At 57.9% G+C, this 23,413-nt stretch carries 20 protein-coding genes; 18 read left to right on the top strand and 2 right to left on the bottom strand.

The window, feature by feature from the left end:
• The first annotated feature begins 57 nt into the window (after positions 1 to 57).
• Genes mraZ through murD form a run of 8 tightly spaced genes read left to right on the top strand, consistent with a single transcriptional unit; the run spans position 58 to position 9,127 of the window.
• Complete coding sequence (gene mraZ, locus OE750_RS09415; protein WP_263763870.1) at positions 58 to 564, top strand: division/cell wall cluster transcriptional repressor MraZ; 507 nt, start codon at positions 58 to 60, stop codon at positions 562 to 564.
• 6 nt (positions 565 to 570) lie between these two features.
• Positions 571 to 1,557: a 16S rRNA (cytosine(1402)-N(4))-methyltransferase RsmH gene (gene rsmH / locus OE750_RS09410; RefSeq protein WP_263763868.1), complete on the top strand. Its 987-nt coding sequence runs from the start codon at positions 571 to 573 to the stop codon at positions 1,555 to 1,557.
• Positions 1,554 to 1,931 carry a cell division protein FtsL gene (locus OE750_RS09405; protein ID WP_263763866.1) on the top strand — a complete coding sequence of 126 codons (378 nt, stop codon included), beginning with the start codon at positions 1,554 to 1,556 and terminating at the stop codon, positions 1,929 to 1,931. Before rsmH ends, OE750_RS09405 begins: the two co-directional genes overlap by 4 nt.
• A complete protein-coding gene (locus tag OE750_RS09400; RefSeq protein ID WP_263763864.1) occupies positions 1,928 to 3,709 on the top strand; it encodes a peptidoglycan D,D-transpeptidase FtsI family protein in 1,782 nt (593 codons plus the stop codon). The genes OE750_RS09405 and OE750_RS09400 overlap by 4 nt, the downstream gene beginning before the upstream one ends.
• Positions 3,710 to 3,725: 16 nt before the next feature.
• Entirely contained in the window at positions 3,726 to 5,201 is a 1,476-nt protein-coding gene (locus tag OE750_RS09395; RefSeq protein ID WP_263763862.1) for a UDP-N-acetylmuramoyl-L-alanyl-D-glutamate--2,6-diaminopimelate ligase, read from the top strand.
• Entirely contained in the window at positions 5,198 to 6,625 is a 1,428-nt protein-coding gene (locus OE750_RS09390) for a UDP-N-acetylmuramoyl-tripeptide--D-alanyl-D-alanine ligase (protein WP_263763860.1), read from the top strand. Before OE750_RS09395 ends, OE750_RS09390 begins: the two co-directional genes overlap by 4 nt.
• Positions 6,626 to 7,708, top strand: a complete 1,083-nt coding sequence (mraY, locus tag OE750_RS09385) for a phospho-N-acetylmuramoyl-pentapeptide-transferase (protein WP_263763858.1) — start codon at positions 6,626 to 6,628, stop codon at positions 7,706 to 7,708. It begins immediately after the preceding gene.
• A gap of 21 nt (positions 7,709 to 7,729) precedes the next feature.
• Positions 7,730 to 9,127, top strand: a complete 1,398-nt coding sequence (murD, locus tag OE750_RS09380; RefSeq protein ID WP_263763856.1) for a UDP-N-acetylmuramoyl-L-alanine--D-glutamate ligase — start codon at positions 7,730 to 7,732, stop codon at positions 9,125 to 9,127.
• Here the strand turns inward: murD and OE750_RS09375 are convergent.
• Positions 9,124 to 9,798 carry a hypothetical protein gene (locus OE750_RS09375; RefSeq protein WP_263763854.1) on the bottom strand — a complete coding sequence of 225 codons (675 nt, stop codon included), beginning with the start codon at positions 9,796 to 9,798 and terminating at the stop codon, positions 9,124 to 9,126. The genes murD and OE750_RS09375 overlap by 4 nt on opposite strands.
• A 270-nt stretch (positions 9,799 to 10,068) precedes the next feature.
• Between OE750_RS09375 and OE750_RS09370 the strand changes: the two genes are divergently transcribed.
• Positions 10,069 to 10,704 carry a 3'-5' exonuclease gene (locus OE750_RS09370; protein ID WP_263763852.1) on the top strand — a complete coding sequence of 212 codons (636 nt, stop codon included), beginning with the start codon at positions 10,069 to 10,071 and terminating at the stop codon, positions 10,702 to 10,704.
• 73 nt (positions 10,705 to 10,777) lie between these two features.
• Here OE750_RS09370 and parE read toward each other — a convergent pair whose 3' ends face one another.
• On the bottom strand, positions 10,778 to 12,739 hold the full coding sequence (gene parE / locus OE750_RS09365; protein ID WP_263763851.1) for a DNA topoisomerase IV subunit B: 1,962 nt from the start codon (positions 12,737 to 12,739) through the stop codon (positions 10,778 to 10,780).
• A 234-nt stretch (positions 12,740 to 12,973) separates the two neighbouring features.
• On the opposite strand from parE, the gene OE750_RS09360 reads away from it, so the two are divergent.
• The 9 genes from OE750_RS09360 to OE750_RS09320 all read left to right on the top strand — a co-directional run bounded on the left by OE750_RS09360 (position 12,974) and on the right by OE750_RS09320 (position 23,156).
• Entirely contained in the window at positions 12,974 to 13,636 is a 663-nt protein-coding gene (locus OE750_RS09360) for a DNA-3-methyladenine glycosylase I (protein ID WP_263763849.1), read from the top strand.
• A 60-nt stretch (positions 13,637 to 13,696) separates the two neighbouring features.
• Positions 13,697 to 14,182 (top strand): homoprotocatechuate degradation operon regulator HpaR, encoded by a 486-nt coding sequence (hpaR, locus tag OE750_RS09355; RefSeq protein ID WP_263763847.1) that lies wholly within the window; start codon positions 13,697 to 13,699, stop codon positions 14,180 to 14,182.
• Positions 14,183 to 14,378: 196 nt separating this feature from the next.
• Positions 14,379 to 15,017, top strand: a complete 639-nt coding sequence (locus OE750_RS09350; RefSeq protein ID WP_263763845.1) for an acyl-homoserine-lactone synthase — start codon at positions 14,379 to 14,381, stop codon at positions 15,015 to 15,017.
• A gap of 62 nt (positions 15,018 to 15,079) precedes the next feature.
• Positions 15,080 to 17,059 (top strand): CocE/NonD family hydrolase, encoded by a 1,980-nt coding sequence (locus OE750_RS09345; protein WP_263763843.1) that lies wholly within the window; start codon positions 15,080 to 15,082, stop codon positions 17,057 to 17,059.
• A 119-nt stretch (positions 17,060 to 17,178) separates the two neighbouring features.
• Positions 17,179 to 18,762, top strand: a complete 1,584-nt coding sequence (locus OE750_RS09340) for an ABC transporter substrate-binding protein (protein ID WP_263763841.1) — start codon at positions 17,179 to 17,181, stop codon at positions 18,760 to 18,762.
• A 15-nt stretch (positions 18,763 to 18,777) separates the two neighbouring features.
• Entirely contained in the window at positions 18,778 to 19,734 is a 957-nt protein-coding gene (locus OE750_RS09335; protein ID WP_263763839.1) for an ABC transporter permease, read from the top strand.
• Positions 19,734 to 20,549 carry an ABC transporter permease gene (locus OE750_RS09330; RefSeq protein WP_263764045.1) on the top strand — a complete coding sequence of 272 codons (816 nt, stop codon included), beginning with the start codon at positions 19,734 to 19,736 and terminating at the stop codon, positions 20,547 to 20,549. The genes OE750_RS09335 and OE750_RS09330 overlap by 1 nt, the downstream gene beginning before the upstream one ends.
• Positions 20,546 to 22,183, top strand: a complete 1,638-nt coding sequence (locus tag OE750_RS09325) for an ABC transporter ATP-binding protein (RefSeq protein ID WP_263763837.1) — start codon at positions 20,546 to 20,548, stop codon at positions 22,181 to 22,183. The genes OE750_RS09330 and OE750_RS09325 overlap by 4 nt, the downstream gene beginning before the upstream one ends.
• Before the next feature lie 136 nt (positions 22,184 to 22,319).
• Positions 22,320 to 23,156, top strand: coding sequence for an alkaline phosphatase family protein (locus OE750_RS09320; protein WP_263763835.1), 837 nt, complete (start codon positions 22,320 to 22,322; stop codon positions 23,154 to 23,156).
• Positions 23,157 to 23,413 lie beyond the last annotated feature (257 nt).

The following is a 23,413-nucleotide window of genomic DNA, read 5'->3' as shown; positions in this document are numbered from 1 at the left end:
CGCCGTTTCCTCATCTAAAACAAGATTTTTTGGGGAACTATAGAGAGGCGGCCCAGAGTGGTTCGTAGATTTCGCGGCGAAAGCCACCATAAGGTGGATGCTAAGGGGCGGGTGTCAATTCCGGCCTCTTTTCGGCGTGTTCTGGAAGCCTCTGACCCCGACTGGCGCGAAGGTGACACGCCCGAGCTTGTGATTGTCTATGGCGACCACCGTAGAAATTTTCTTGATTGTTATACTGTGCAGGCCATCAACGAGGTTGATGACAAGATTGCTAAATTGCCGCGCGGCTCGACAGAGCGCAAAGTTTTGCAACGGCTCTATCAAGGGCAATCATTGCCGACGACTGTGGACGAGACGGGCCGTCTGGTTCTGCCGCAAAAGCTGCGGGACAAGATCGGCCTTACGAATGAAGCCTTCTTCATTGCGGCGGGAGACACTTTCCAGATCTGGAATCCCGAGACCTATGAAAAAGAAGAGCTCGCCAAGACCGAAGAGTGGCTTGATGACCTTCCTGAAGATTTCGACCCATTGATTTACCTTGATAAGGCTGTGAGCGGGGAATAGCGCGAGATGGAACATGCCACACCAGACCGCAGGCATATTCCGGTTTTGCTCACGGCTATTCTTGACCATGTCGCGCCGGTAAGTGGCGTGTGGGTTGATGGAACGCTGGGCGCAGGCGGCTATGCGCAGGGCTTGCTTGAAGCGGGTGCCGACAAGCTGATCGGGATTGACCGTGACCCGCTGGCGCATGAGTTGGCGAAAGGCTGGGCCGCGCCTTATGGCGACCGTGTCGAGCTTCACCAGACCGAATTTTCCAAGCTTGATACCGTGGCCACGGGCGTGGACGGTGTTGTGCTTGATTTGGGCGTGAGTTCGATGCAGCTTGATCTGCGCGAGCGCGGGTTTTCCTTTCAGGGGGACGGGCCGCTCGACATGAGAATGAGCCAGCAAGGGCGCTCGGCCAAGGAGCTTGTGAACGAGCTCGAAGAGGCCCAAATTGCTGATATTATTTACCTTTTCGGAGAAGACCGCGCAAGCCGACGGATTGCTAAGGCGATTGTCAAGGCGCGCACGGTGGCGCCGATTGAAACCACGGGCCATCTGGCCGAGATTATCCAGAGCGTGATGCCGCGGCCCAAACCCGGCCAGAGCCACCCTGCGACACGCAGCTTTCAGGCGATACGGATTGCGGTGAACAACGAGTTTGGTGAGCTGGTGGCAGGGCTTGAGGCGGCAGAACGCGCGCTGAAACCCGGCGGCATTCTGGCTGTTGTTTCGTTTCATTCGCTCGAAGACCGTGTTGTGAAGCGCTTCATGCGCGAACGGGCGGGCGAGGCCGGCGGCGGCAGCCGTTATGCGCCCGAGCAGACGCCCGAACCTGCGACATTCAAGTTGATCAACAAGAAGGCCATCGGGCCGAACGCAGAAGAGCTTGAGCAGAACCCGCGCAGCCGCAGCGCGCTTTTGCGCCTTGCGCGCCGCACCGAGGCTGACGCGCGCGCTGTGAGTGCAAGAGCTATCGGCGCGCCGCAACTGGGAGAGGGGGTCCTATGAGAACCATCGTTTATTTGCTGACGGCAATCTGTGTGATTGGCAGCGCGTTCTGGGCTTACCACGAAAATTACCAGACGCAGGAAGCCTACGGCAACTCCAGGAAATTACAGGGCGAAATCGGTGAGGCACGTGCACGGCTGGCAATTTTGCGGGCGGAATGGGCCTATCAGAACCGCCCCGACCGGCTGCATGAGCTGGCCGAGTTGAACTTTGAGAAAATCGGGCTTTTGCCGCTCTCGCCTGAGCATTTCGGCGCGATTGATGAAGTGAATTACCCTGTCACTGTGGAAGACGAGCTGGAGCTTGAGTTTGATCTTGACGGCTCGGTTGAAGTTTCGAGTGACGGGATCGAGCAGAACGGGGCAGACCAATGACACGTATTCCTCTCAGACCTCTGGCTGCCATTCTGGATGCACGCAAAAAAGGCAATGATCCTGACGCGATCGAGAAGCGTAACACCACGGTGCGCCATGAGGCGATCCAGAACGAGTTGCGCTCGGTCGGCGAGGGGCGCCTTGTTGTGCTCGGGATTATGTTCTTTTGCGCATTTGCCGTGATCGGCGCGCGTATGGGGCTTTTGGCAGGGTCGGAACCGACAGAAATCCGTGCGCAAAGCACGGGCCTCGATATTCTGGCGCAGCGGGCCGATATTGTGGACCGACGCGGCCGTGTTCTGGCCACGAACATTGAAACCCATTCACTCTATGCGCAGCCTCAGGAAATGATCGAGCCTGTCAGGGCGGCGAAAGAACTTGTGAAGATTTTCCCTGATCTCAATGAAGAACGGCTGGTTAAGGATTTTACCGGCAAGCGCAAATTTGTCTGGGTGAAAAAGAAAATCAGCCCCGAGCAGCTTCAGCTTGTGCATGATATCGGTTCGCCCGGGTTGCTTTTTGGTCCGCGCGAGGCGCGTCTTTATCCCAATGGCAAGTTGGCTGCCCATGTGATGGGTGGAACAAGTTTTGGCCGTGAGGGCGTGCATGCGGCGGAAGTGATCGGCATGGCTGGTGTTGAAAAGCAGTTTGACGAATATCTGCGCGATCCGAGCAATGGCGCGCGCCCCTTGCAGCTTTCGCTTGACCTGACAGTGCAAACGGCTGCCGAGCGGGTGATGTATGGCGGGATGCGGCTGATGGGCGCGAAAGGGGCTGCGAGCATCCTGATGGATGTGCACACTGGCGAGGTGATCTCGGTTGTGAGCCTGCCCGATTTTGACCCGAACGACCGCCCCTTGCCGCCTGTTGAGGGCGACCCTGACGACAGCCCGCTCTTTAACCGCGCGCTTCAGGGAGTGTATGAACTTGGTTCGACTTTCAAGGTCTTTACCATTGCGCAGGCTTATGAACTGGGTCTGGTGAGCCCGAGCACCATGATCGACACACGCGGGCCGCTGGTTTGGGGCAAATACCGCATTCGGGATTTTCACAACTACGGCAAAGAGCTGGACGTGGAAACGGTTCTGACGAAGAGCTCCAACATCGGGACAGCGCGGATTGCGCAGATGATCGGGGCGAAGCGTCAGAGAGAGTTTCTCGAAAGCCTCGGGATGCTGGAGCCCACGGCAGTTGAAATGCCCGAGGCAGGGGGCGGTCAGCCGCTTATTCCGAAAAACTGGTCGGAAATTTCGACCATGACAATTTCTTATGGCCACGGCCTGTCCGCGACGCCGATGCACCTTGCGGCGGCCTTTGCGACCATCGCCAATGGCGGGCGCAAGATTACGCCAACTCTGATCAAGCAGAGCGGGCCGAATTATGGTGCGCAGGTGGTGTCACCTCAGGTGGCTTTCGAGATGAACGGCTTGCTGCGCAAGGTTGTCACGGATGGCACGGCCAGTTTCGGGGATGTGGCGGGCTATGCTGTGGGTGGCAAGACCGGCACAGCTGACAAGCCGAAGGCGCGTGGCGGGTATTATGACGATAAGGTTATCGCCACATTTGCGAGCATTTTTCCGGCAGACAATCCGCGGTATGTTTTGATTGTCACGCTGGATGAGCCCGAGGTGTACTCGATGGGCGAGAACCGTCGCAGCGCGGGCTGGACGGCTGTTCCTGTGGCGGCGGAGTTCATTAATCGTATTGCGCCGTTGCTCGGGCTAAGACCAGAAGTTGAACAGGGTGAATTGGCTGGTATAACGCTCACATCGAATTAACGGATAAGAGGCGGCGGTGGGGCATAAAAAACTGAGCGAACTGGGGCTGACGGCGACCAGTGGAGGCGATGTCAGCATCAGCGGACTTGCTGTTGACAGCCGCGAGGTGAAAGACGGCTTTCTGTTTGCCGCCCTTCCCGGAACCAAGGTTCATGGCGGTGAGTTTATCCAGTATGCCTTGCGGATGGGCGCCGGCGCGGTTCTGACAGACCCAGAGGGTGCAGCGATTGCGCGCGATGAGCTTAAGGCCTCTGATGCGGCTTTGGTTGTGAGCGAAAACCCACGGCAGGTTCTGGCGTATACGGCGGCGCTCTGGTTTGAGGCGCAGCCTGAAGTTATGATTGCGGTGACGGGGACCAACGGCAAGACCAGTGTTTCCAGTTTTGCGCGGATGATCTGGCAGGAGCTTGGTTTGCCTGCCGTCAACCTCGGCACAACCGGCGTTGAGGGCGACTGGAGCGCGCCTTTGGCGCACACAACGCCTGAGCCTATCACGCTACACCGCACGCTGAAACAGGCCTATGATGCGGGCATCACCCACGCCGCGATGGAAGCCTCTTCGCACGGGCTTGCACAATGCCGCCTTGACGGGGTGCACCTTGCGGCGGCGGGGTTTACCAACTTCACGCAGGATCATCTGGATTATCACGCGACATTTGAAGAGTATTTTGCCGCCAAAGCCGGGTTGTTCGGGCGGCTTTTATCAGAAGATGGCGTAGCCGTGATCAATATCGACGATCCGCGCGGCGGGGACATGGCCAAGGTTGCGCAGGCGCGCGAGATTGAAGTGATGACGGTAGGGCGCATGGACGGAGCTGACATCCAGCTGACTGCGCAGCGCTTTCATGCCACGGGGCAGGAAGTGTTTTTCAAGCACAATTCCAGGGGCTACCGCGCTGATCTGAAGCTGATTGGCGGCTTTCAGGCTGAAAACGTGCTTTTGGCGGCGGGCCTTGTGATTGCGGCGGGGGAAGAGCCGCAGGCTGTTTTCGAGACGCTTGATTATATGCAGACGGTGCGCGGGCGGATGCAGCTTGCCGCCACGCGCGACAATGGCGCGGCGGTGTTTGTGGACTATTCGCACACGCCTGACGCTGTTGCCACGGCGCTGAAAGCAATGCGCCCGCATGTGGCGGGGCGGATCATTGCCATTATCGGCGCGGGCGGGGACCGTGACCGCACCAAGCGGCCCCTGATGGGGCGCGCGGCGGCGGAACATGCAGATGTTGTGATTGTGACCGATGACAACCCGCGCTCTGAAGACCCGGCGAGCATCCGTGCCGCTGTGTTGGAAGGTTGCCCCGAAGCCAACGAGTTTGGCGACCGCGCCGAGGCCATCCTGCGCGGCGTTGATCTGCTCCAGCCCGGTGATGCGCTTTTGATTGCGGGCAAGGGCCATGAAACAGGTCAGGTCGTGGGTGACGATATTTTGCCGTTTGACGATGTGGAGCAAGCCAGCGTGGCTGTGGCGGCTCTGGAGGGAAGGATATGACCCCGATCTGGACAAGCGCTGATGCGGCTGCGGCGACGGGCGGTGAGGTTCAATCGGATTGGGCGGCGACGGGTGTCTCTATCGACACACGCACGCTTGCGGCAGGGGATTTGTTTGTTGCCCTGAAGGCTGCGCGGGACGGGCATGAGTTTGTCGCGCAGGCGCTTGAGAAGGGCGCGGTGGCCGCATTGGTCAGCCATGTGCCCGAGGGGCTGGAAGGCTGCGACAAGCTCTTGCTCGTGGATGATGTGCTGGCTGGCTTGGAAGATCTGGGCCGCGCGGCGCGGGCGCGGAGCACTGCCAAAATCATCGGTGTGACAGGCAGCGCAGGCAAGACCTCGACCAAGGAGATGCTGCGGGTGATCCTTGCGGCGCAGGGCTTTTGCCACGCGGCAGAGGCGAGCTATAACAACCATTGGGGCGTGCCGCTGACGCTGGCGCGGATGCCCGTTGAGGCGGAGTTTGCCGTGATCGAGATCGGCATGAATCACCCCGGCGAGATTGCGCCTTTGGCCAGGATGGCCCGGCCGCATGTGGTGATGATCACCACGGTTGCAGCGGCGCATCTGGCGGCGTTCGAGAATATCGAAGGCATCGCGGCGGAGAAAGCCGCGATCATGGACGGGCTTGTCGAGGGTGGCGTGGCGGTCTGGAATGCCGACCTTGAGACCGCGCCTGTGCTGGCGGCCAAGGCTGCAAAATCTGCGGGCAAGGTGCTGACTTTTGGTGTTTCATCAAAGGATTACACGCTGCTTTCAACGCGGCTTAAGGACAATATGACAGTGGCCGAGGCCGAGGCATTTGGCGAACCACTTGTCTTTAAGGTGTGCGCTGCGGGGCAGCATTTTGCCATGAACGGGCTGGGCGCGATTGCGGTTTGTGAGGCTCTCGGTGTCGAGCGTGCGGTGGCGGCAGCGGACCTTGCAAATTGGGAGCCGCCGGCCGGGCGGGGCAAGCGCGAAATCTTGCTGCTGGATGAGGTCGACGATGACCACATCGAACTGATTGACGATGCGTTCAACTCGAACCCGGCTTCTCTGATGGCTTCGCTTCAGGTTTTGGCCGATATTGCGCGGCCGGCCAAAGGCCCATGCCGCAAGATTGCGATTATTGGCGATATGCTGGAGCTTGGCACAAGCGAGGCTGCGCAACACAAGGCCGTGGCGCAACTTGGCTCCATTGCTGAGCTTGATATTGTGCATTGCGTTGGCCCTTTGATGCGCCATACGTGGGACGCGCTGCCCGATGAGCAGCAAGGTGAATGGTTTGAAACGGCTGATGAACTGGCTCATAAGGTGCGCGGGTATTTGCGCGCTGGTGATATTGTGCTCGTCAAAGGCTCAAAGAGTATTGCTGTGAGCCGGATTGTGACGGCAATCCGCGAGGCCATGCGCCCCAAAACGGAAAGACGAGGGAACGAGTAAATGCTTTATTGGCTAACATATCTTTCTGATGGTGGCGATTTTTTCAACCTTTTCAGATATATAACTTTCCGTGCTGGCGGAGCGTTTCTCACCGCCCTCATTTTCGGGTTTATCTTCGGGCCTCCGCTGATCAACGTGCTGCGCCGCCGTCAGGGCAAAGGACAGCCGATTCGAGATGATGGCCCCGAAGGGCATCTGGCAAAGGCCGGCACGCCGACGATGGGCGGGTTGCTGATAGTGGGCGCGCTGCTCACCTCGACGCTGCTTTGGGCGCGGCTTGATAATCCGTTCATCTGGATCGTGCTGTTTGTGACGGTTAGCTTTGCCGCCATCGGCTTTGCCGATGATTATGCGAAGGTAAAAAAGCAAACAACTGCGGGAGTATCGGGCCGTGTGCGGATGCTGCTTGGCTTGTTGATTAGCGCGATTGCCGGCTATTGGGCGGCAGTATATCACCCCGAGGGGCTGCAGTATCAGCTCGCTATGCCGGTGTTCAAGAACACGCTGATTAACCTTGGTTACCTGTTTGTGCCGTTTGCGATGATTGTTATTGTGGGCGCGGCGAATGCTGTGAACCTGACCGATGGTCTGGACGGCTTGGCTATTATGCCTGTGATGATCGCTGCGGGCACGCTGGGTGTGATTGCCTATGCGGTTGGACGGGTCGACTTTACCGACTATCTTGACGTGCATTATGTGCCGGGGACGGGAGAAATCCTGATCTTTACCGCCGGGATATTTGGCGGTGGCCTCGGCTTTCTTTGGTATAATGCGCCGCCTGCGGCTGTGTTTATGGGGGACACAGGTTCGCTTGCCTTGGGCGGCGCTTTGGGCGCGATTGCGGTGAGCACGAAGCACGAGATTGTGCTGGCGATTGTGGGGGGGCTGTTTGTGGTCGAGGCGCTCTCGGTGATCATTCAGGTGCTTTACTTCAAACGCACGGGGAAGCGGGTGTTTCTTATGGCGCCAATCCATCATCACTATGAAAAGAAGGGTTGGGCCGAACCGCAGATTGTGATCCGGTTCTGGATTATTTCTTTGATTTTGGCCCTGATCGGCCTTGCTACGCTTAAACTTCGTTAACCTGAAGAGAAGGACGATCCGATGATCCCAGTCGCAGGATATGCGGGCCAGAGCGTGGGCGTTTTGGGCCTTGGGCGCAGCGGCTTGTCAACGGCGCGGAGCCTGCGCGAGGGCGGGGCCGAGGCGCTCTGCTGGGACGACAACGTTGATGCGCGGGAGCGGGCGGCAGCCGAGGGCTTCGAGTGTGTGGACCTGGCGCGCGAGGCGGTGATGAGCCGCTTGGCGGCACTGGTTGTCAGCCCCGGAATTCCGCATCTTTACCCCGAGCCAAACCGCGTTGTGACGGCAGCCCTCATGGCGGGGGTGCCTGTGGACAATGACATCGGGCTGTTCTTTGCTTCGCTTGGAAGCGGTGCTTGGGACGCGCTGGATGTGCCACCCCGTGTGGTGGCTGTGACGGGATCAAACGGGAAGTCGACAACCTCGGCTTTGATTGCGCATCTGATTGAAAGCGCTGGCAAAACCGCTCAGCTTGCGGGCAACATCGGGCGCGGTGTGTTTGACCTTGATGTGCCGCTCTCGGGCGATGTGATTGTGCTTGAGCTGAGCTCCTATCAGACCGAGCTGGCGCGGGCGCTGACGCCGGATATTGCTGTGTTTACAAACCTTTCACCGGATCATCTGGACCGCCACCACGGGATGGGCGGCTATTTTGCGGCCAAACGGCGGCTGTTTGCGGAAGGCGGGCCTGACCGTGCTGTGATTGGCGTCGATGAAAACGAGGGGTTGTTTCTGGACAACCAACTCTCGGCGGGGCAGGGCGATGACCGGGTGATCCGTGTATCAGTTAAACGGAAACTGACGGGGCATGGCTGGAACGTTTATGCGCGCAAGGGCTTCCTTGCCGAGTGGCGCAAGGGGCGTCAGGTGGCCTCGATTGACTTGCGCGAGGTGAAGGGTTTACCCGGCGCGCACAACCATCAGAATGCCTGTGCAGCCTATGCTGTTTGCCGTGCGCTCGGACTTGCACCGCGCGATATTGAGCAGGGATTTCATAGCTTTAAGGGCTTGCCGCACCGCTCGCAACTTATTGCCGAGGCCGGTGGCGTTTCTTATGTGAACGACAGCAAGGCGACGAATGTGGACGCGGCGGAGAAGGCTTTGCGCGCGTTTGAAAATGTCCGCTGGATCTGTGGCGGGCTTGAAAAAGAGGGCGGTTTGAGCGGCTTGCAAGACGCGCTAGGCCACGTGAAAAAGGCCTATGTGATCGGACGCGAGGCGGCGTATTTTGCGATGCAGCTTTCGGGCGTTGAGGCCGAAGTGTGCACCACTATGGAAAAAGCCGTCGAATCGGCGATGAAAGAGGCCGAGGCAGGCGATGTTGTGTTGCTGGCCCCTGCGGCGGCGAGCTTTGATCAGTATGACAGCTTCGAGAAACGTGGGGATGACTTTACCCAAGAGGTCTTAAAGAGGCTTTAACGGCAGATGCGGTCTGTCTCGGCTCCGTCCCATGGGAGGCTAACCTTTTGGGGGATATGGATATTTCCGAGGGGGAAGGCCTCTGACAGCATGGATTGCAGACGCTTCGTGCGCGGCGCTTCTGGGTCGAGCGATGTGCAGCAGACGTATTCTTCCACGAGGCTGGCCTGCTGCTCGTAGGGGTAATCCAGAAAGCGGTTTTCTGTTTCTATTTCAAAGAGATATGGGTCATCCACGGCGCTGTGCTCAGCCGCGGCCTTGAGCGGGTGATAGCCTGTTGTCGCACGGTTCTGCCACTGCCAGATGTGGGTGGCTTCATGGGCAAAAAGCATGGCAGCATAGAGGCTCATGCTGTCGGGGTAGCCGTGCATATAATCCTTTAGAAAGAACGGCTTGGCGAAGAAAACATGGTTGAAAAGCGCCACGGCAGCAGGGCTTGTGGTGACGATTTCTTCGGGGCGTTCGGGGAAGATGCGCTCACGGCATGTGAGGCGCGGGCGCTTCTTGCGCTTGAAGGTGACCGAGCCGACCAGCGCGCCGTTGTGGAGGCGGGCGCGTTCGGCTGCGAAGCTGGGGCCATATATCTGATTTATAAAGGATTTTTCGCCCGTTGAGAGAGGGCGGCCGCAGGCGGCGAGGGTGAGGAACAAGGCGAGGGCTAAGAGGCGCATGGGGCGATGTTAGCGGGAACCCGCCGAGCGCGCGAGAGGGTTAATGCGCGGATTTGGCCGAAATGTGAGGGGGGTGAAAAGCGTGCACAAGGCGTGCACAAAGCGTGCACCGGGGGACTGGGGTGTTGTGATGGGGAGGAGGGGTTAACGGTGCGTGCGGGGGTGGGGGAGGGGTGGGTGAGCAGCCACCCTAAGTTAACGGGGTTTGACGTTCGTTGTAAATTTCGATGAAGTGCTTATGAAATAAAGCGCTTTGCCGAAGGTATCTGAATGAACTTTGAAAACTTATCAGAAGTTGTTGTATTTGATGTAGAAACAACTGGGCTTAGCCCAAAGAACGATCGCATCGTTTCAATAGCTTTGCTCAAGGTGGACCTTCAGAAATTTGAGCTTGATAACGGACAACTCAAAGGGAGTTATGAAGGGCTGACTTTTGTGTTCAACCCACAAATACCTATTCCTAGGGCGGCTACTGAAATTCACGGGATCACTGATAAAGATGTAAAGAACGAGCCCGAATTTGCAGATAAGGCGCGCGAGATAAGGGAATTTATAGGAAGCCTTCCTATAATTGCACACAACGTGAAAGTCGACTCAGCGTTCTTAGATGCTGAACTAATACGCACCAATGTTACGCCACTTAGAAACAATATAAAATTGTGCACAATGTTCGAAACTCATGCTCGCGCCTGTGAAATACATGGTAGAGATGTGAAATGGCCTAAGCTGACAGAGGCTGGGGTATATTGCGGTGTTACTCACAGCCAATCTCAAACACATGATGCACTAGAGGATGCAATCGGAGCTCTGACCTTGGTTTTAGGATTGCGCTCCACTGAGATTAAAAACGGAAAGGTTACTACCAAACGCAGGAGGCGAGGACTCATGCGTTGGTTGGGATTGTAAAAATTGCCTTTTGCTCGGTCTGGCTAAGCGCATTTGGTTGGAGCGGAAGTGCCGTCGGACGGGGTCGATTCCCTCAAACATCCAACTCCTCAACAAACCGCGCGTTTTCCTGAATATACTGGAAGCGCAGCTCGGGCTTTTTGCCCATGAGGCGCTCCACGAGGTCGCCTGTTTGGCCCGGTTCGTCCTCGTCAATCGTAACCCTGATCAGCTTGCGTGATTTCGGGTCCATCGTGGTTTCTTTGAGGTCTTTTGCGTCCATTTCGCCCAAGCCCTTGAAGCGCTGCACGTCGATTTTGCCTTTACCGCCAAGGCCTTTTTCCATCATGCGGTCTTTCTCTACATCATCGGCCACATAGAGGCGGCGCGCGCCCTGGGTGAGGCGGTAGAGCGGCGGGCAGGCGAGGTAGAGGTGGCCGTGGTCTATCATCGGGCGCATCTGGGTGAAGAAGAAGGTCATGAGGAGGGCGGCGATATGGGCGCCGTCGACATCCGCATCTGTCATGATGATGACTTTGTCATAGCGCAGGTCATCGACGTTGAACTTGGTTCCGAGGCCCACACCGAGCGCTTGGGTGAGGTCGGAAATTTCCTGATTGGTCCCGATTTTGGAGGAGGCCGAGCCGAGGACGTTGAGGATTTTGCCGCGCAGGGGCAGGAGTGCCTGGTAGTTGCGATTGCGCGCCATTTTGGCGGAGCCGCCCGCAGAGTCGCCTTCCACGATGAACAGCTCGGTGCCTTCGCGCGACTTTGACGAGCAGTCGGTGAGCTTGCCGGGGAGGCGGAGTTTTTGGGTCGCGGTTTTGCGCGAGGTCTCTTTTTCCTGACGGCGGCGCAGGCGCTCTTCGGCTCTGAGCACGAGGAAATCGAGGATCGCGCCTGCGGATTTTGTGTCCGCTGCCAACCAGTTGTCAAAGTGGTCGCGGACCGAGTTTTCGACCATGCGCTGCGCTTCGACGGTTGCGAGGCGGTCTTTGGTCTGGCCGACAAATTCGGGCTCGCGGATGAAGCAGCTCACGAGCGCGCCTGCACCTGTGGTGAGGTCTTCGCGGGTGATGGTTGCGGCCTTTTTGTTGCCGACAAGCTCGCCGTAGGCCTTGATGCCCTTGAGGATCGCGGCCCAGAAGCCGGCCTCGTGCGTGCCGCCCTCGGGGGTGGGCACGGTGTTACAGTAGCTCTGGATGAAGCCGTCGCGGGCGGGTGTCCAGTTGATGGCCCATTCGACCTTGCCGGGGCGTTCGAACTTTTCAAAACTGACAGTGCCTGCGAATGGGTTTTCCGAATAGGTGGTGGCACCTCCCATGACTTCCTTGAGGTAGTCTGCAAGCCCGCCGGGAAAGTGGAACGTGGCTTCTTGTGGCGTGTCGCCATCGGTTTGCGCGGTTTTCCAGCGGATCTCGACACCGGAGAAAAGGTAGGCCTTCGAGCGCGCCATGGCAAAGAGGCGGGAGGCCTTGAGCTTGAGAGAGCCGAAGATCTCAGGGTCGGGGTGGAAGGTCACCGATGTTCCGCGGCGGTTGGGGGCGGCGCCGACTTTGGCGAGCTTGCCTTGCGGCACACCACGGGAGAACTCCATCGCGAAGAGCTCTTTGTTTCGGGCCACTTCGACGCGCAGGTGGTCCGAAAGCGCGTTGACAACAGAAGAGCCGACGCCATGCAAGCCGCCTGATGTTTCGTAGCTGTCCCCCGAGAATTTACCGCCTGCGTTGAGGGTGCAGAAGATGATTTCGAGCGCGGATTTATCGGGGTTTGACGGGTGAGGCCCTGTCGGGATGCCGCGGCCATTGTCGCGCACGGAGACATGGCCGTTTTCGTGCAGCTCCACCTCGATCCATGTGGCATGGCCCGCAACGGCTTCGTCCATCGAGTTGTCGATGATCTCGGCGACCATATGGTGCAAAGCGCGGTCATCCTTGCCGCCGATATACATACCGGGGCGCAGGCGGACGTGCTCCATATCTTCGAGCACCTGAATGGAGGAGGCGTCGTAGCTGTCGGGGCTCGCGCCCGCGCCGGTAAGAAGATCGTCTGACATGTGCCGCTGCTCGTCTTTGTTATGGGTTTTGGCCATTATGACAGAGGACAACGGGGCAGGGAAGTGGGCAAGGCTTATTCCTTTTTCATTGCTATAAATATCCCGGGAGAGCGCGAGAGGGCAGCGCCCTCTCGCCTGGGTCGGATTTTCGCGAAGCGAAAATTCGATACCGAAAAGCTGGCTCTTCCGGATATTTGGCTTCAGAATGTTTGAAAGAGCAAAAAGGATAGCCCCATGCGCCACTTTGACGAGATTTACGAGATTGCCGCCAAGCGCAAGGGCGGAGGGGCAGCGCTTGAGGCGCTGATCGACAAACCCAGGTCAGCAGCAGAGCTTGCAGCCATCCCTGAAGACCGCTGGTTGGCGGAGATTTCCAAATATGTGTTCCGCACCGGGCTGGCATGGCAGGTGATAGACAGCAAGTGGGACGGTTTTGAAGCGGCCTTTTACGGGTTTGATATCGGGCGCTGCGCGATGATGGATGACGAGATGTTTGACCGTCTGATCACCGACACGCGGATTGTCCGATCGGGGCCGAAGATTGCTTCGGTGCGCGACAACGCAGCTTTTTTCCTTGAGTTGCGCACCGAGGGTGGTGTTGGCAAAGTGCTGGGTGAGTGGCCGGATGAAGACTTCGTCGGCTTGCTTGAGATGCTCAAAAAACGCGGTGCGCGGCTTGGTGGGCAGACTGGAGCTTACGGGATGCGTATGCTCGGGCGGAGCAGCTTTATCCTTTCGCCCGATGTGGTGGCGCGGCTGGTGGCCGAAGGGGTCGTGGACAAGGCGCCAAGCTCCAAGGCGGGGCTGCGTGCGGTTCAAGACGCGTTCAACATCTGGCGTGCGCAATCAGGTCGCTCTCTCACCGAGATCAGCCGTGTGCTGGCTATGAGCGTGTAGGCGCTTTGGCCGCATGCTAAAACGCTTGCCCATAAGACAGAGTTGCGCATAAAGAAACGCATGAGTGACGATGATATGAAAGCGGCTGGCTCCGCACCGACAGGTAAGACGGCAAACCTTTTGCCGAGCACACGGCGCTCTTTGCCGATTGCAATGTTGCGCGGCCGCGAGACAGTTATGGGCCCTTACCGCCGGATGCTGGCCAAGATCGGCGTGACGGAGCAGCAGTGGCGGGTGCTGCGGGTGCTTGACGAGCGCGGCATGATGGACCCCAAAGAGATCGCCGAGGCGGCCTGTTTGCTCAATCCTTCGCTCACAAGGATCATGCAACTTCTGGACAAGAAGGGGTTGATCAGCCGCAAGGGCCATCCGGACGACCGCCGCCGCGTGCAGGTGAATATTACGGATGAGGGCCGCAAGTTACTTGTGTCCGCGCAGTCTGAAAGCGTCGAAATTTCCGAGCGTCTGCGCGAGCGTGTGGGGCAGGAAAAGCTGGACGCCTTGCTGGATATGCTCGTTGAGCTTACCGAGACTGACCTGGACTGAAACCGTGCCAGTGAGGCGGGCTTCAACCCTGAGTTAACTTTAATTTTAAGAATGATTAATATTGTATTGCAATGTTTTACCTTGCAATACAACTTTAAGTTGTATTTCTTGGGGGCATTGCCAACACATCTTTAATCAAAGTCTGCCAATCTGATTTAAAGAGTAACCTCACATTTGTAATCTTGGGGGATTGTCTATGTGGAACCGTATTATTGTGACCGACCAAAACAGAGGTGTTTATGGCGCTCTTGTGCATGAGCATCTGCGCAAGCGGCGGATGCTGTTTTATGAAAAGCTGGGGTGGGACATTCCACGCAGCGCTCATATCGAGCAGGACCAGTATGACCGCGCTGAAACTGTTTACATTCTGATCGAGCGTGGCGGGAAGGTTGAGGGCTATGCCCGCTTGATGCCGACCTCGGCGCGCGTGTCTTATGGCTCGGTCGAGTTCAGCTATATGATGCGCGACGCGATGCTGGGGCTGCTGCCGGGTATACCAGCCGATATTCTGGGCAAACGGGCTGCGCCGCAGGCGGATAACATCTGGGAGGTGAGCCGTGTGGAGGCCTCGGGCAAATCCGCTTTGACGGCGCTTTTTCTGACCATCGCGGAATATCCGGAAAAAGTGGGTGCCGAGGAGCTTCTGGCATTCACGCGAAAGAACTTTGATGCGATCGTGCGGGGCATCGGCTTTGACGCTGCCGTGGTGGGAGAGCCTGTTTATTACGGCGGCAAGCCTTACTGCGCGATCAGTATGAAATGGGGCGCTGCTTCTGCAGCGATCTTGCCAGACATGCCCGAGGGCGCAGAAGAGCCATTGCGCCTCGCAAGCTGAGCGGGCCGGTTAAGCGCAAGGACTCTGCTTGACACGCGCGTGGTGCAGGCCAAGATGCCGCTATGAGCGAACATGGTTTAAGAGAGATTGTTGACCGCCCCGATGTGGGGATTGTCATGTCTGACGGGGTGCGCCTTTCGGCGCGGGTGTGGATGCCTGCAGATGCGGGGGATGACCCTGTGCCAGCGGTTCTGGAGCATTTGCCTTATCGCAAGCGCGATGGAACCTGCGGGCGAGACGAGATTTCGCATCCGTGGATGGCGGCGCGCGGATATGCGATGGTGCGCGTGGATATGCGCGGCAATGGCGACAGCTATGGCCACATGGAAGACGAATACACGCAGCAGGAGCTTGATGACGCCGTTGAGGTGATCAACTGGCTGGCTGCGCAGGACTGGTGCAACGGTAATGTCGGGATGCAGGGAATCAGCTGGGGCGGGTTCAACTGCTTGCAAACGGCTTATTTGCAGCCCGAGCCCTTGAAAGCGGTGATTTCGATTTGCTCGACAGTAGACCGTTTTGCCGATGATATTCACCACAAGGGCGGCTGTTTGCTGAACGAGAACCTCGCCTGGTCCTCGACCATGTGGGCTTATTCGTCACGTCCGCCTGACCCTGCTTTGCGCGAGGACTGGCGCGAAATCTGGATGGAACGCCTGAAGAGCGAGCCGTTTCTCATCGCAAACTGGCTGAAGCACCAGCGGCGCGATGCGTTTTGGGAGCATGGCTCGGTTTGCGAGGATTATGCGCGCATCAAGGCCAAGGTGCTGGCGATCGGCGGTTGGGCGGACGGTTACAAGAATGCCGTGCCTGCGCTGGTGGAGAACATCGAGGGTGCGAAGGGGATTACCGGCCCCTGGGTGCATCTTTATCCTCATATTGCCAAGCCCGAGCCGAGGATCGGGTTTTTGCAGGAGGCCAAGCGCTGGTGGGACAAGTGGCTCAAGGGCATCGACACCGGTGTTGAGGGCGACCCTGCGTTTCGCGGTTATGTAATGGAAGGCTATCGGCCCAGCCGTTTTAACGAGCCCAGAGACGGTGTTTGGATTGCCGATGAGGCCACGGGCGGCGAGATGCATGACTATCCTCTCGGGCCTGACGGACAGTTGGGGCGCGAGGGAGAGACGCGGGTGCAGATTGCCTCGCCTGCCCATTGCGGGCTTGGCGGGGGCGAGTATTACGCTATCGGGCGTGGCCCCGAGCTTTGCGATGACCAGCGGATGGATGATTTGTATTCTGCCGTTTGGACAGGGCCTGTGCTTGCGCGTTCGGTTGATATTGTCGGGCGTCCCAAGGTGCGGCTGAGCCTGAGCAGTGATGCGCCGCAGGGGCAGATCTGTGTGCGGCTCAATCATGTGCACCCTGACGGGGCGAGCACACGGGTAAGTTTCGGGGTGTTGAACCTGACGTATCGCAACAGTTCGGCCAGCCCCGAGGCGATGCCTGTGGGGGAGGCGGTCGAGATCGAGCTTGCGCTTGATCATATCGCGTATCGCGTGCCTGAGGGCCATAAGATTGCCGTGGCGATTTCAACCGCTTACTGGCCGTTGATCTGGCCTGCACCCGAAGTGGCACGGGTGACGGTGAGGGGCGGGGTGCTGAGCCTGCCCGAGCGCGCCCTTGCCGAAGCGGACGAGTGGAGCTTTGAGGCGGCCGAGGGCGCCGAAGGGTGGCAAACCGAAGAACTGCGCGCGCCGCGCAATGTGAAACGGCAGGAGATTGACCACGCGACGGGGCTTGTTTCGCTGATTATTGACGATGATTTTGGCAAGGTGCGTGATGTGAGACATGGGCTCGTGAGCGGCGGGGTGAGCCGGGAGACCTGGGTGATTCATCCTGATGATCCGCTTTCTGCACGCGGCATGACACATTGGACCGAAGAAACCGAACGCGAGGGGCTTGCGCTGCGCACGGAGACTTTTGCCAGAATGCACAGTGACCGCGAAGCATTTTATGTGAGCGGGCGGCTTGAGGCCTATGAGAACGATGTTTTGGTCTATGCCCGTGATGTGGAAGAGCGAATTGAACGCGATATGATGTGAGGCGCTTGTGGGCATTTCCTGAGAAATATCTTGCTGTCTCACGCTCAATGCGCTTTCTTTGACTCAACGATTAATAAAAGCCGCGGCGAGGCGGCAGAAAATTCAACCGGGAGTGAATGATGAATAACGAACTCGAATATCTCAAAAAACGCGTAACCGAAGGCAAGCTTTCGCGCCGCGATTTTATGGGCAAAGCCAGCGCTTTGGGTGTAACAGCGGCAGCGGCAAACCTGATGATGGCTGATGCGGTGCAGGCACAGACGCCCAAGAAGGGCGGCGATTTCAAGATCGGCTCTGTTGGTGGAGAGAGCACCAACTCGCTCGATCCGGCAACCTATGCGAGCCAGGTGCCTTTTCACAACGGCAAGCAGTTTGGCGACACGCTCGTGGATGTTGCCGGCGACGGCTCGATCAAGAACCTCTTGGCGGAGAGTGTCGAAAGCTCGGCGGACGCCAAGACCTGGATGTTCAAGATCCGCAAGGACGTAGAGTTTCACAACGGCAAGACCCTGACCGCCGAAGACGTCATGAAAACGATGGAGCGCCATTCCAACGAGGATTCAAAATCGGGCGCGCTGGGCATCATGAACGGCATCGATAGCATGAAAGTGGATGGCGATACCTTCTCGGTCACGCTGAAAGATGCAAACGCCGACTTGCCTTATCTGATGGCGGATTATCACCTGATCATCCAGCCCAACGGTGGCATGGATGCGCCGGATGCAGGCATCGGCACGGGGCCTTACAAGCTTGAAGCCAACGAGCCGGGTGTGCGCCATGCCTATTCCAAATTCGAGAACTACTGGGCGGATGATGCGCATTTTGACTCGGTGGAGATCATCGTGATCAATGATGCCACGGCCCGAACAGCGGCGCTGCAATCAGGGCAGGTGCATATTATCAACCGCGTCGAGCCCAAAGTGGCAGGCTTGCTTGGACGTGCGCCGAACATCGAGGTGACCTCGACGGCAGGCCGCGGACACTATGTGTTCATCATGCACGCCGACACGGCGCCGTTTGACAACAACGAGCTGCGCCTTGCGCTCAAGTATGCCATCAACCGTGAAGAGCTTGTTGAAAAGATCCTGCAGGGCTACGGCTCGGTCGGCAATGACATGCCGGTCAACGCATCCTACCCGCTGTTTGACGAGAGCATCGAGCAACGTGCTTTTGACCTGGCAAAAGCTGCGGAGCATTACAAGAAATCCGGCCATGACGGCAGCCCGATCATCTTGCGGGTTGCGGATGGGGCCTTCCCCGGGGCCGTGGATGCAGCGTCTCTGTTCCAGCAGACGGCGGCGCAGGCGGGCATTCCGCTTGAGATCAAGCGTGAGCCGAATGATGGCTATTGGTCAGAGGTGTGGAATGTGCAGCCGTTCTGCGCGAGCTATTGGGGCGGACGCCCTGTGCAGGACCAGATGTATTCAACCGCCTATCTCTCGACGGCGGACTGGAACGACACGCGCTTCAAGAACCCCGAGTTTGACAAGATGCTGCTTGAGGCACGCGGAGAACTCGACACGGCCAAACGCAAGGAAATCTACTCGAAGATGGGTCGGATGGTGCGTGACGAGGGCGGGCTTATCTGCCCGATGTTCAACGATTTCGTGGAAGCACACAGCACCGCTCTCGGCGGTTGGGGGCAGAATGCCAACCAGGAGCTGATGAACGGCGAGATCACACGCAAGATGTGGTTTGTGTAAGCGGGATCCGGCAGTATGCACCCCATTATAAAACTGGTTGCCCAGCGGCTTGTGCTGGGCATCCTGTTGCTCGTGGCCGCATCGATTCTGATCTTCGGCCTCACCGAGGCCTTGCCGGGCGATGCGGCACAGGCTGTTCTGGGCCAGTCGGCGACAGCCGAGAGCCTTGCCAACCTGCGCGAAGAGATGGGCCTGAACCGCCCCGCAACGACACGATATTTCGAGTGGTTCGGCGGCGTTTTGACCGGCGATCTCGGCGTTTCGCTGACCAACAGGCTCGACATTGCCGAGAGTGTCAGCAAGCGGCTTGGCAACACGTTGTTCCTTGCGTTCTGGGCGGCGCTTGTTTCGGTTCCGCTGGCGATTTTTCTCGGGCTGCTCGCGGTGCGTTACCGCAACCGCTGGCCTGACAAACTGATCTCGGGCATCACGCTCACGACCATCTCTATTCCCGAATTTCTCATCGGCTATGTGCTGGTTTACTTTCTGGCGGTGAAGCTGGGCTTTGGTTCGGCTCTCGCGATGATCAATGACAGTATGACGCTCTGGCAAAAGCTGCAGTCGATCGTGCTGCCTGTCATGGTTCTTACACTTGTTGTGCTGGCACATATGATGCGGATGACGCGTGCGGCGATTTTGAATGTGATGCAGTCGGCCTATATTGAAACTGCCGAGCTGAAGGGGTTGAGCACTTTCAATGTGATTGCCAAACACGCCTTTCCCAATGCGGTCTCCCCGATTGTGAACGTGGTGATGCTCAACCTTGCTTATCTTGTTGTCGGGGTTGTGGTGATCGAGGTTGTGTTTGTTTACCCGGGTATGGGGCAGTTTCTTGTTGATGCAGTCACCAAGCGCGATGTGCCTGTTGTGCTGGCGTGCGGTGTCATCTTCGCGGCGATCTATATCGGCCTGAATATGCTGGCAGATATCATCTCGATCCTGTCGAACCCGAGACTGAGGCACCCGAAATGATCAAGAACATACCTCTTTCGGCCCTCATCGGGCTTTTCATCACCGGCGTTTACTTTTTTGTCGCGATCTTTGCGCATTGGATTGCGCCTTATGGCATGGCCGAAGTTGTGGGCGATGTCTGGGAGCCTGCGAGCTCCGAGCACTTGCTTGGCACAGACAACATCGGGCGCGACCTTCTCACACGGATGATATACGGCGGGCAAACCACCATTTTCATCGCCACGGCGGGTACGATCCTGAGCTTTGTCACCGGCTCGACGCTGGGCTTTCTGGCTGCCGTGCTCGGTGGCTGGGCGGACCAGCTTCTGAGCCGCCTGGTTGATCTTGTGATGGCGATCCCCTCGCTCATTATGGCGCTGGTTATTCTGGCGATGGTGCCTGTGACGGTGCCTGTGCTCATTCTTGTGATGGGTTTGCTTGACTCGACCCGTGTGTTCCGTCTTGCGCGCTCTGTGGCTGTGGACATCAATGTGATGGAATATGTCGAAGCGGCCTCCTTGCGCGGGGAAGGGCGGCTTTGGGTTATTTTCCGCGAGATCCTGCCCAATGCTTTGAGCCCCTTGGTGGCCGAGCTGGGCTTGCGTTTCATTTTCATGGTTCTGTTCATCTCGACGCTCAGCTTCCTTGGTCTTGGCGTGCAGCCGCCGCTGGCGGACTGGGGCGGGATTGTTAAGGAGAACAAAGACGGGATTGTCTATGGCATCGGAGCGGGGCTCTGGCCTGCGATTGCGATTGCGACACTGGCGATTTCTGTAAACCTTGTGGCGGATTGGGTTTTGAACCGAACCACCAGCCTGAAAGGGGGCCGCGGATGAGCGATGCTTTTGTACGCGTGCGTGACCTCAAGATCGGCGCGACCGTTTATCCGCCCGGTGAGAAGCCGCATGATATCGAGATTGTGCATGGGGTTTCGTTTGACCTTGAGAAAGGCAAAGTGCTTGGGCTGATCGGTGAGTCCGGTGCGGGCAAGTCGACCATCGGGCTTGCGACTATGGCCTATGGGCGCGGCGGTGTCGAGTTGACCGGAGGCGAAGTCTGGGTCAATGGCCGCGAGATTTTGAACACCACGCGCGGTGACTTGCGCAGCCTGCGCGGCGGGGAAGTGACCTATGTAAGCCAGTCGGCGGCGGCAAGCTTCAACCCTGCGAAGCAGATATTGGAGCAGGTGACGGAAGCGGCAATCCGCCACGGGAAATTCACCAAATCCGAGGCCGAGGCGCGCGCGATTGCGCTGTTTGAAAAGCTCGGGCTGCCCAACCCCGAGACCATTGGCAAGCGCTATCCGCATCAGGTGTCAGGCGGGCAGTTGCAGCGCTGTATGACCGCGTTGGCGCTGTGCCCCGAGCCTGACCTCGTTGTGTTTGACGAACCGACCACGGCGCTTGATGTGACGACGCAGATTGATGTGTTGATGGCGATCAAGGAAGCCATTCACGATACGGGTGTTGCGGCTCTCTATATCACGCATGATCTGGCTGTTGTGGCGCAGGTGTCGGATGACATTATGGTGCTCAAGATGGGTGATATGGTTGAGTATGGTTCTGTTGACCAGATTATCAACGCGCCGCGTGAGGACTACACCAAGGCGCTTGTTTCGGTGCGCAAGATTGACCACGTTGAAAAGAAGCCGACCAGCGAACCTGTGCTGATCTGCGAGAACATCACAGCGCGCTACAAGGGCACGAATTTCGATGTGCTCAAGAATGTGAATGTGGAAGTGCACCCCGGCCAGACCTTGGCTGTTGTGGGCGAAAGCGGCTCGGGTAAGTCAACGCTTGCGCGGGTGATTACGGGGCTTTTGCCGCAGCGCGAGGGGCGGGTGCATTTCGCGGGACGCGACCTCAACCCGGTGATGCGCACGCGGCCACGGGAAGACTTGCGCGAGTTGCAGATGATTTACCAGATGGCGGATACGGCAATGAACCCGCGCCAGACTGTGGGGACGATCATCGGAAGGCCTCTGGAGTTTTACTTCGGGTTGCGCGGTGCGGAAAAGCAGAAGCGTATTCAGGAGCTTCTGGACGAGATCGAACTGGGCAAGGGCTTTCAGGACCGCTACCCCGCCGAGCTCTCGGGCGGGCAAAAGCAGCGGGTCTGTATTGCGAGGGCGCTGGCGGCCAAGCCCAAGCTCATTATCTGCGACGAGGTGACGAGCGCGCTTGACCCTCTGGTTGCGGATGGCATTCTGAAGCTGTTGCTTGATTTGCAGAAGGTCGAGGATGTGGCCTATTTGTTTATCACCCACGACCTGGCGACGGTGCGGGCAATCGCGGATAGCATTGCCGTGATGTATCAGGGCGAGGTGGTGCGCTATGGCACGAAAACCGATGTGTTGAGCCCGCCGTTTGACAACTACACCGACCTTTTGCTGAGCTCTGTGCCCGAGATGAAGCTGGGCTGGCTGGAAGAGGTGATAGCGAACCGTAAGATGGAAAGCGCGGGGAACTGAGGGGGGATCGGGTTTTCGCAGTGCGAAAGCCCGGCCAGCCGAATTTCACGTTTAACCGGGGGCAGTCCCCCGCCCCCCCTGAGATATATTTATTGGCAATGAAAAGGGCGGCAGGGCCGGCTTTGGAGAGGTGCTTATGAAACGTAAATTACTGCTCATTATTCTGGACGGGGTGCCCCTTCGCAACTTCCGCCGTCTGTTTGGCAACCTTGAGGGCTGGGTGCAGAGCGGGGAAGCCCAGACATGGACAGTGCGCGCGGTGCTGCCGTCTATTTCGGCGAGTTGCTATGCGAGCATTCACACGGGCGTCACGCCGCAGGTGCATGGCTGCACGGGCAACGGGAATGTGTTTCGCCTCAAGGAAGAGGATGTCTTTTCAGCGGTGCGAAAGAGCGGGGGCGTGACAGGAGCTGTGGCGCATTCGTTCTGGAGCGAGTTTTTCAACCGTCATCCTTTCGATTATGTGCGCGACATTGAATATGACGAGCCCGAGAGCGAGACTATTAACCATGGCCGTTTTCATACGATGACAGGCTATGGGCTGATCAACCAGATGACGCCTTCGGATGTGGACCTGTTCGGCACGTTGACGAACCTCTGTGCGCGCTTCGGGCTTGATTATGGCATGTTGCACACCTGCACGCTCGACAGCATGGGCCACCGCTTCTTCCATGACTGTCAGGAGATGGACCATGCCTGTTTTGTGATGGACGAGATGCTGGCGCCGTTTATTCCGCGCTGGCGGGCGATGGGGTATGAGGTGATTGTGACCGCAGATCACGGGCAGGACGAGCGCGGGCATCATGGCGGCAAGAGTGATTTGCAGCAACTTTCGGCAATGTATTACTTCGGTGACGGAGTGGGCCCGACGGCGGGCAGCGAGATTGACCAGTTGCAGATTGCGCCAACTATACTGAGCCGTATGGGGGCGCGTATCCCTGCCGGCATGAAGGGCCATGTCTTTTTGAAGTAACGGGCGCCTGCTGTTTTTTGGCAGTCTTTAAGTCGAGGCGAGTGCATTAAAGAGGCCACACGCGGAGGCGGAGCCGTGCTCGTTTTGTTGCATCACTGCAACGTAAAACACCCTAAATATCAGTAATGACGCAGTATTTTGGGGGTTCCCCCTAAATAGGCACTATTCAAATGCGTTTTTAATGAGTAGGGATTGTGGCAGAAAAACGGCGCAATGAATGACGTCGTGTGTATTTTTATTGAGGCAAATGGTGGTGT

The organism is Lentibacter sp. XHP0401, from assembly GCF_025751535.1.
In the GTDB taxonomy this organism is placed as follows: Bacteria; Pseudomonadota; Alphaproteobacteria; order Rhodobacterales; family Rhodobacteraceae; genus Lentibacter.
This window is presented reverse-complemented; position numbering and strand designations above follow the sequence as displayed.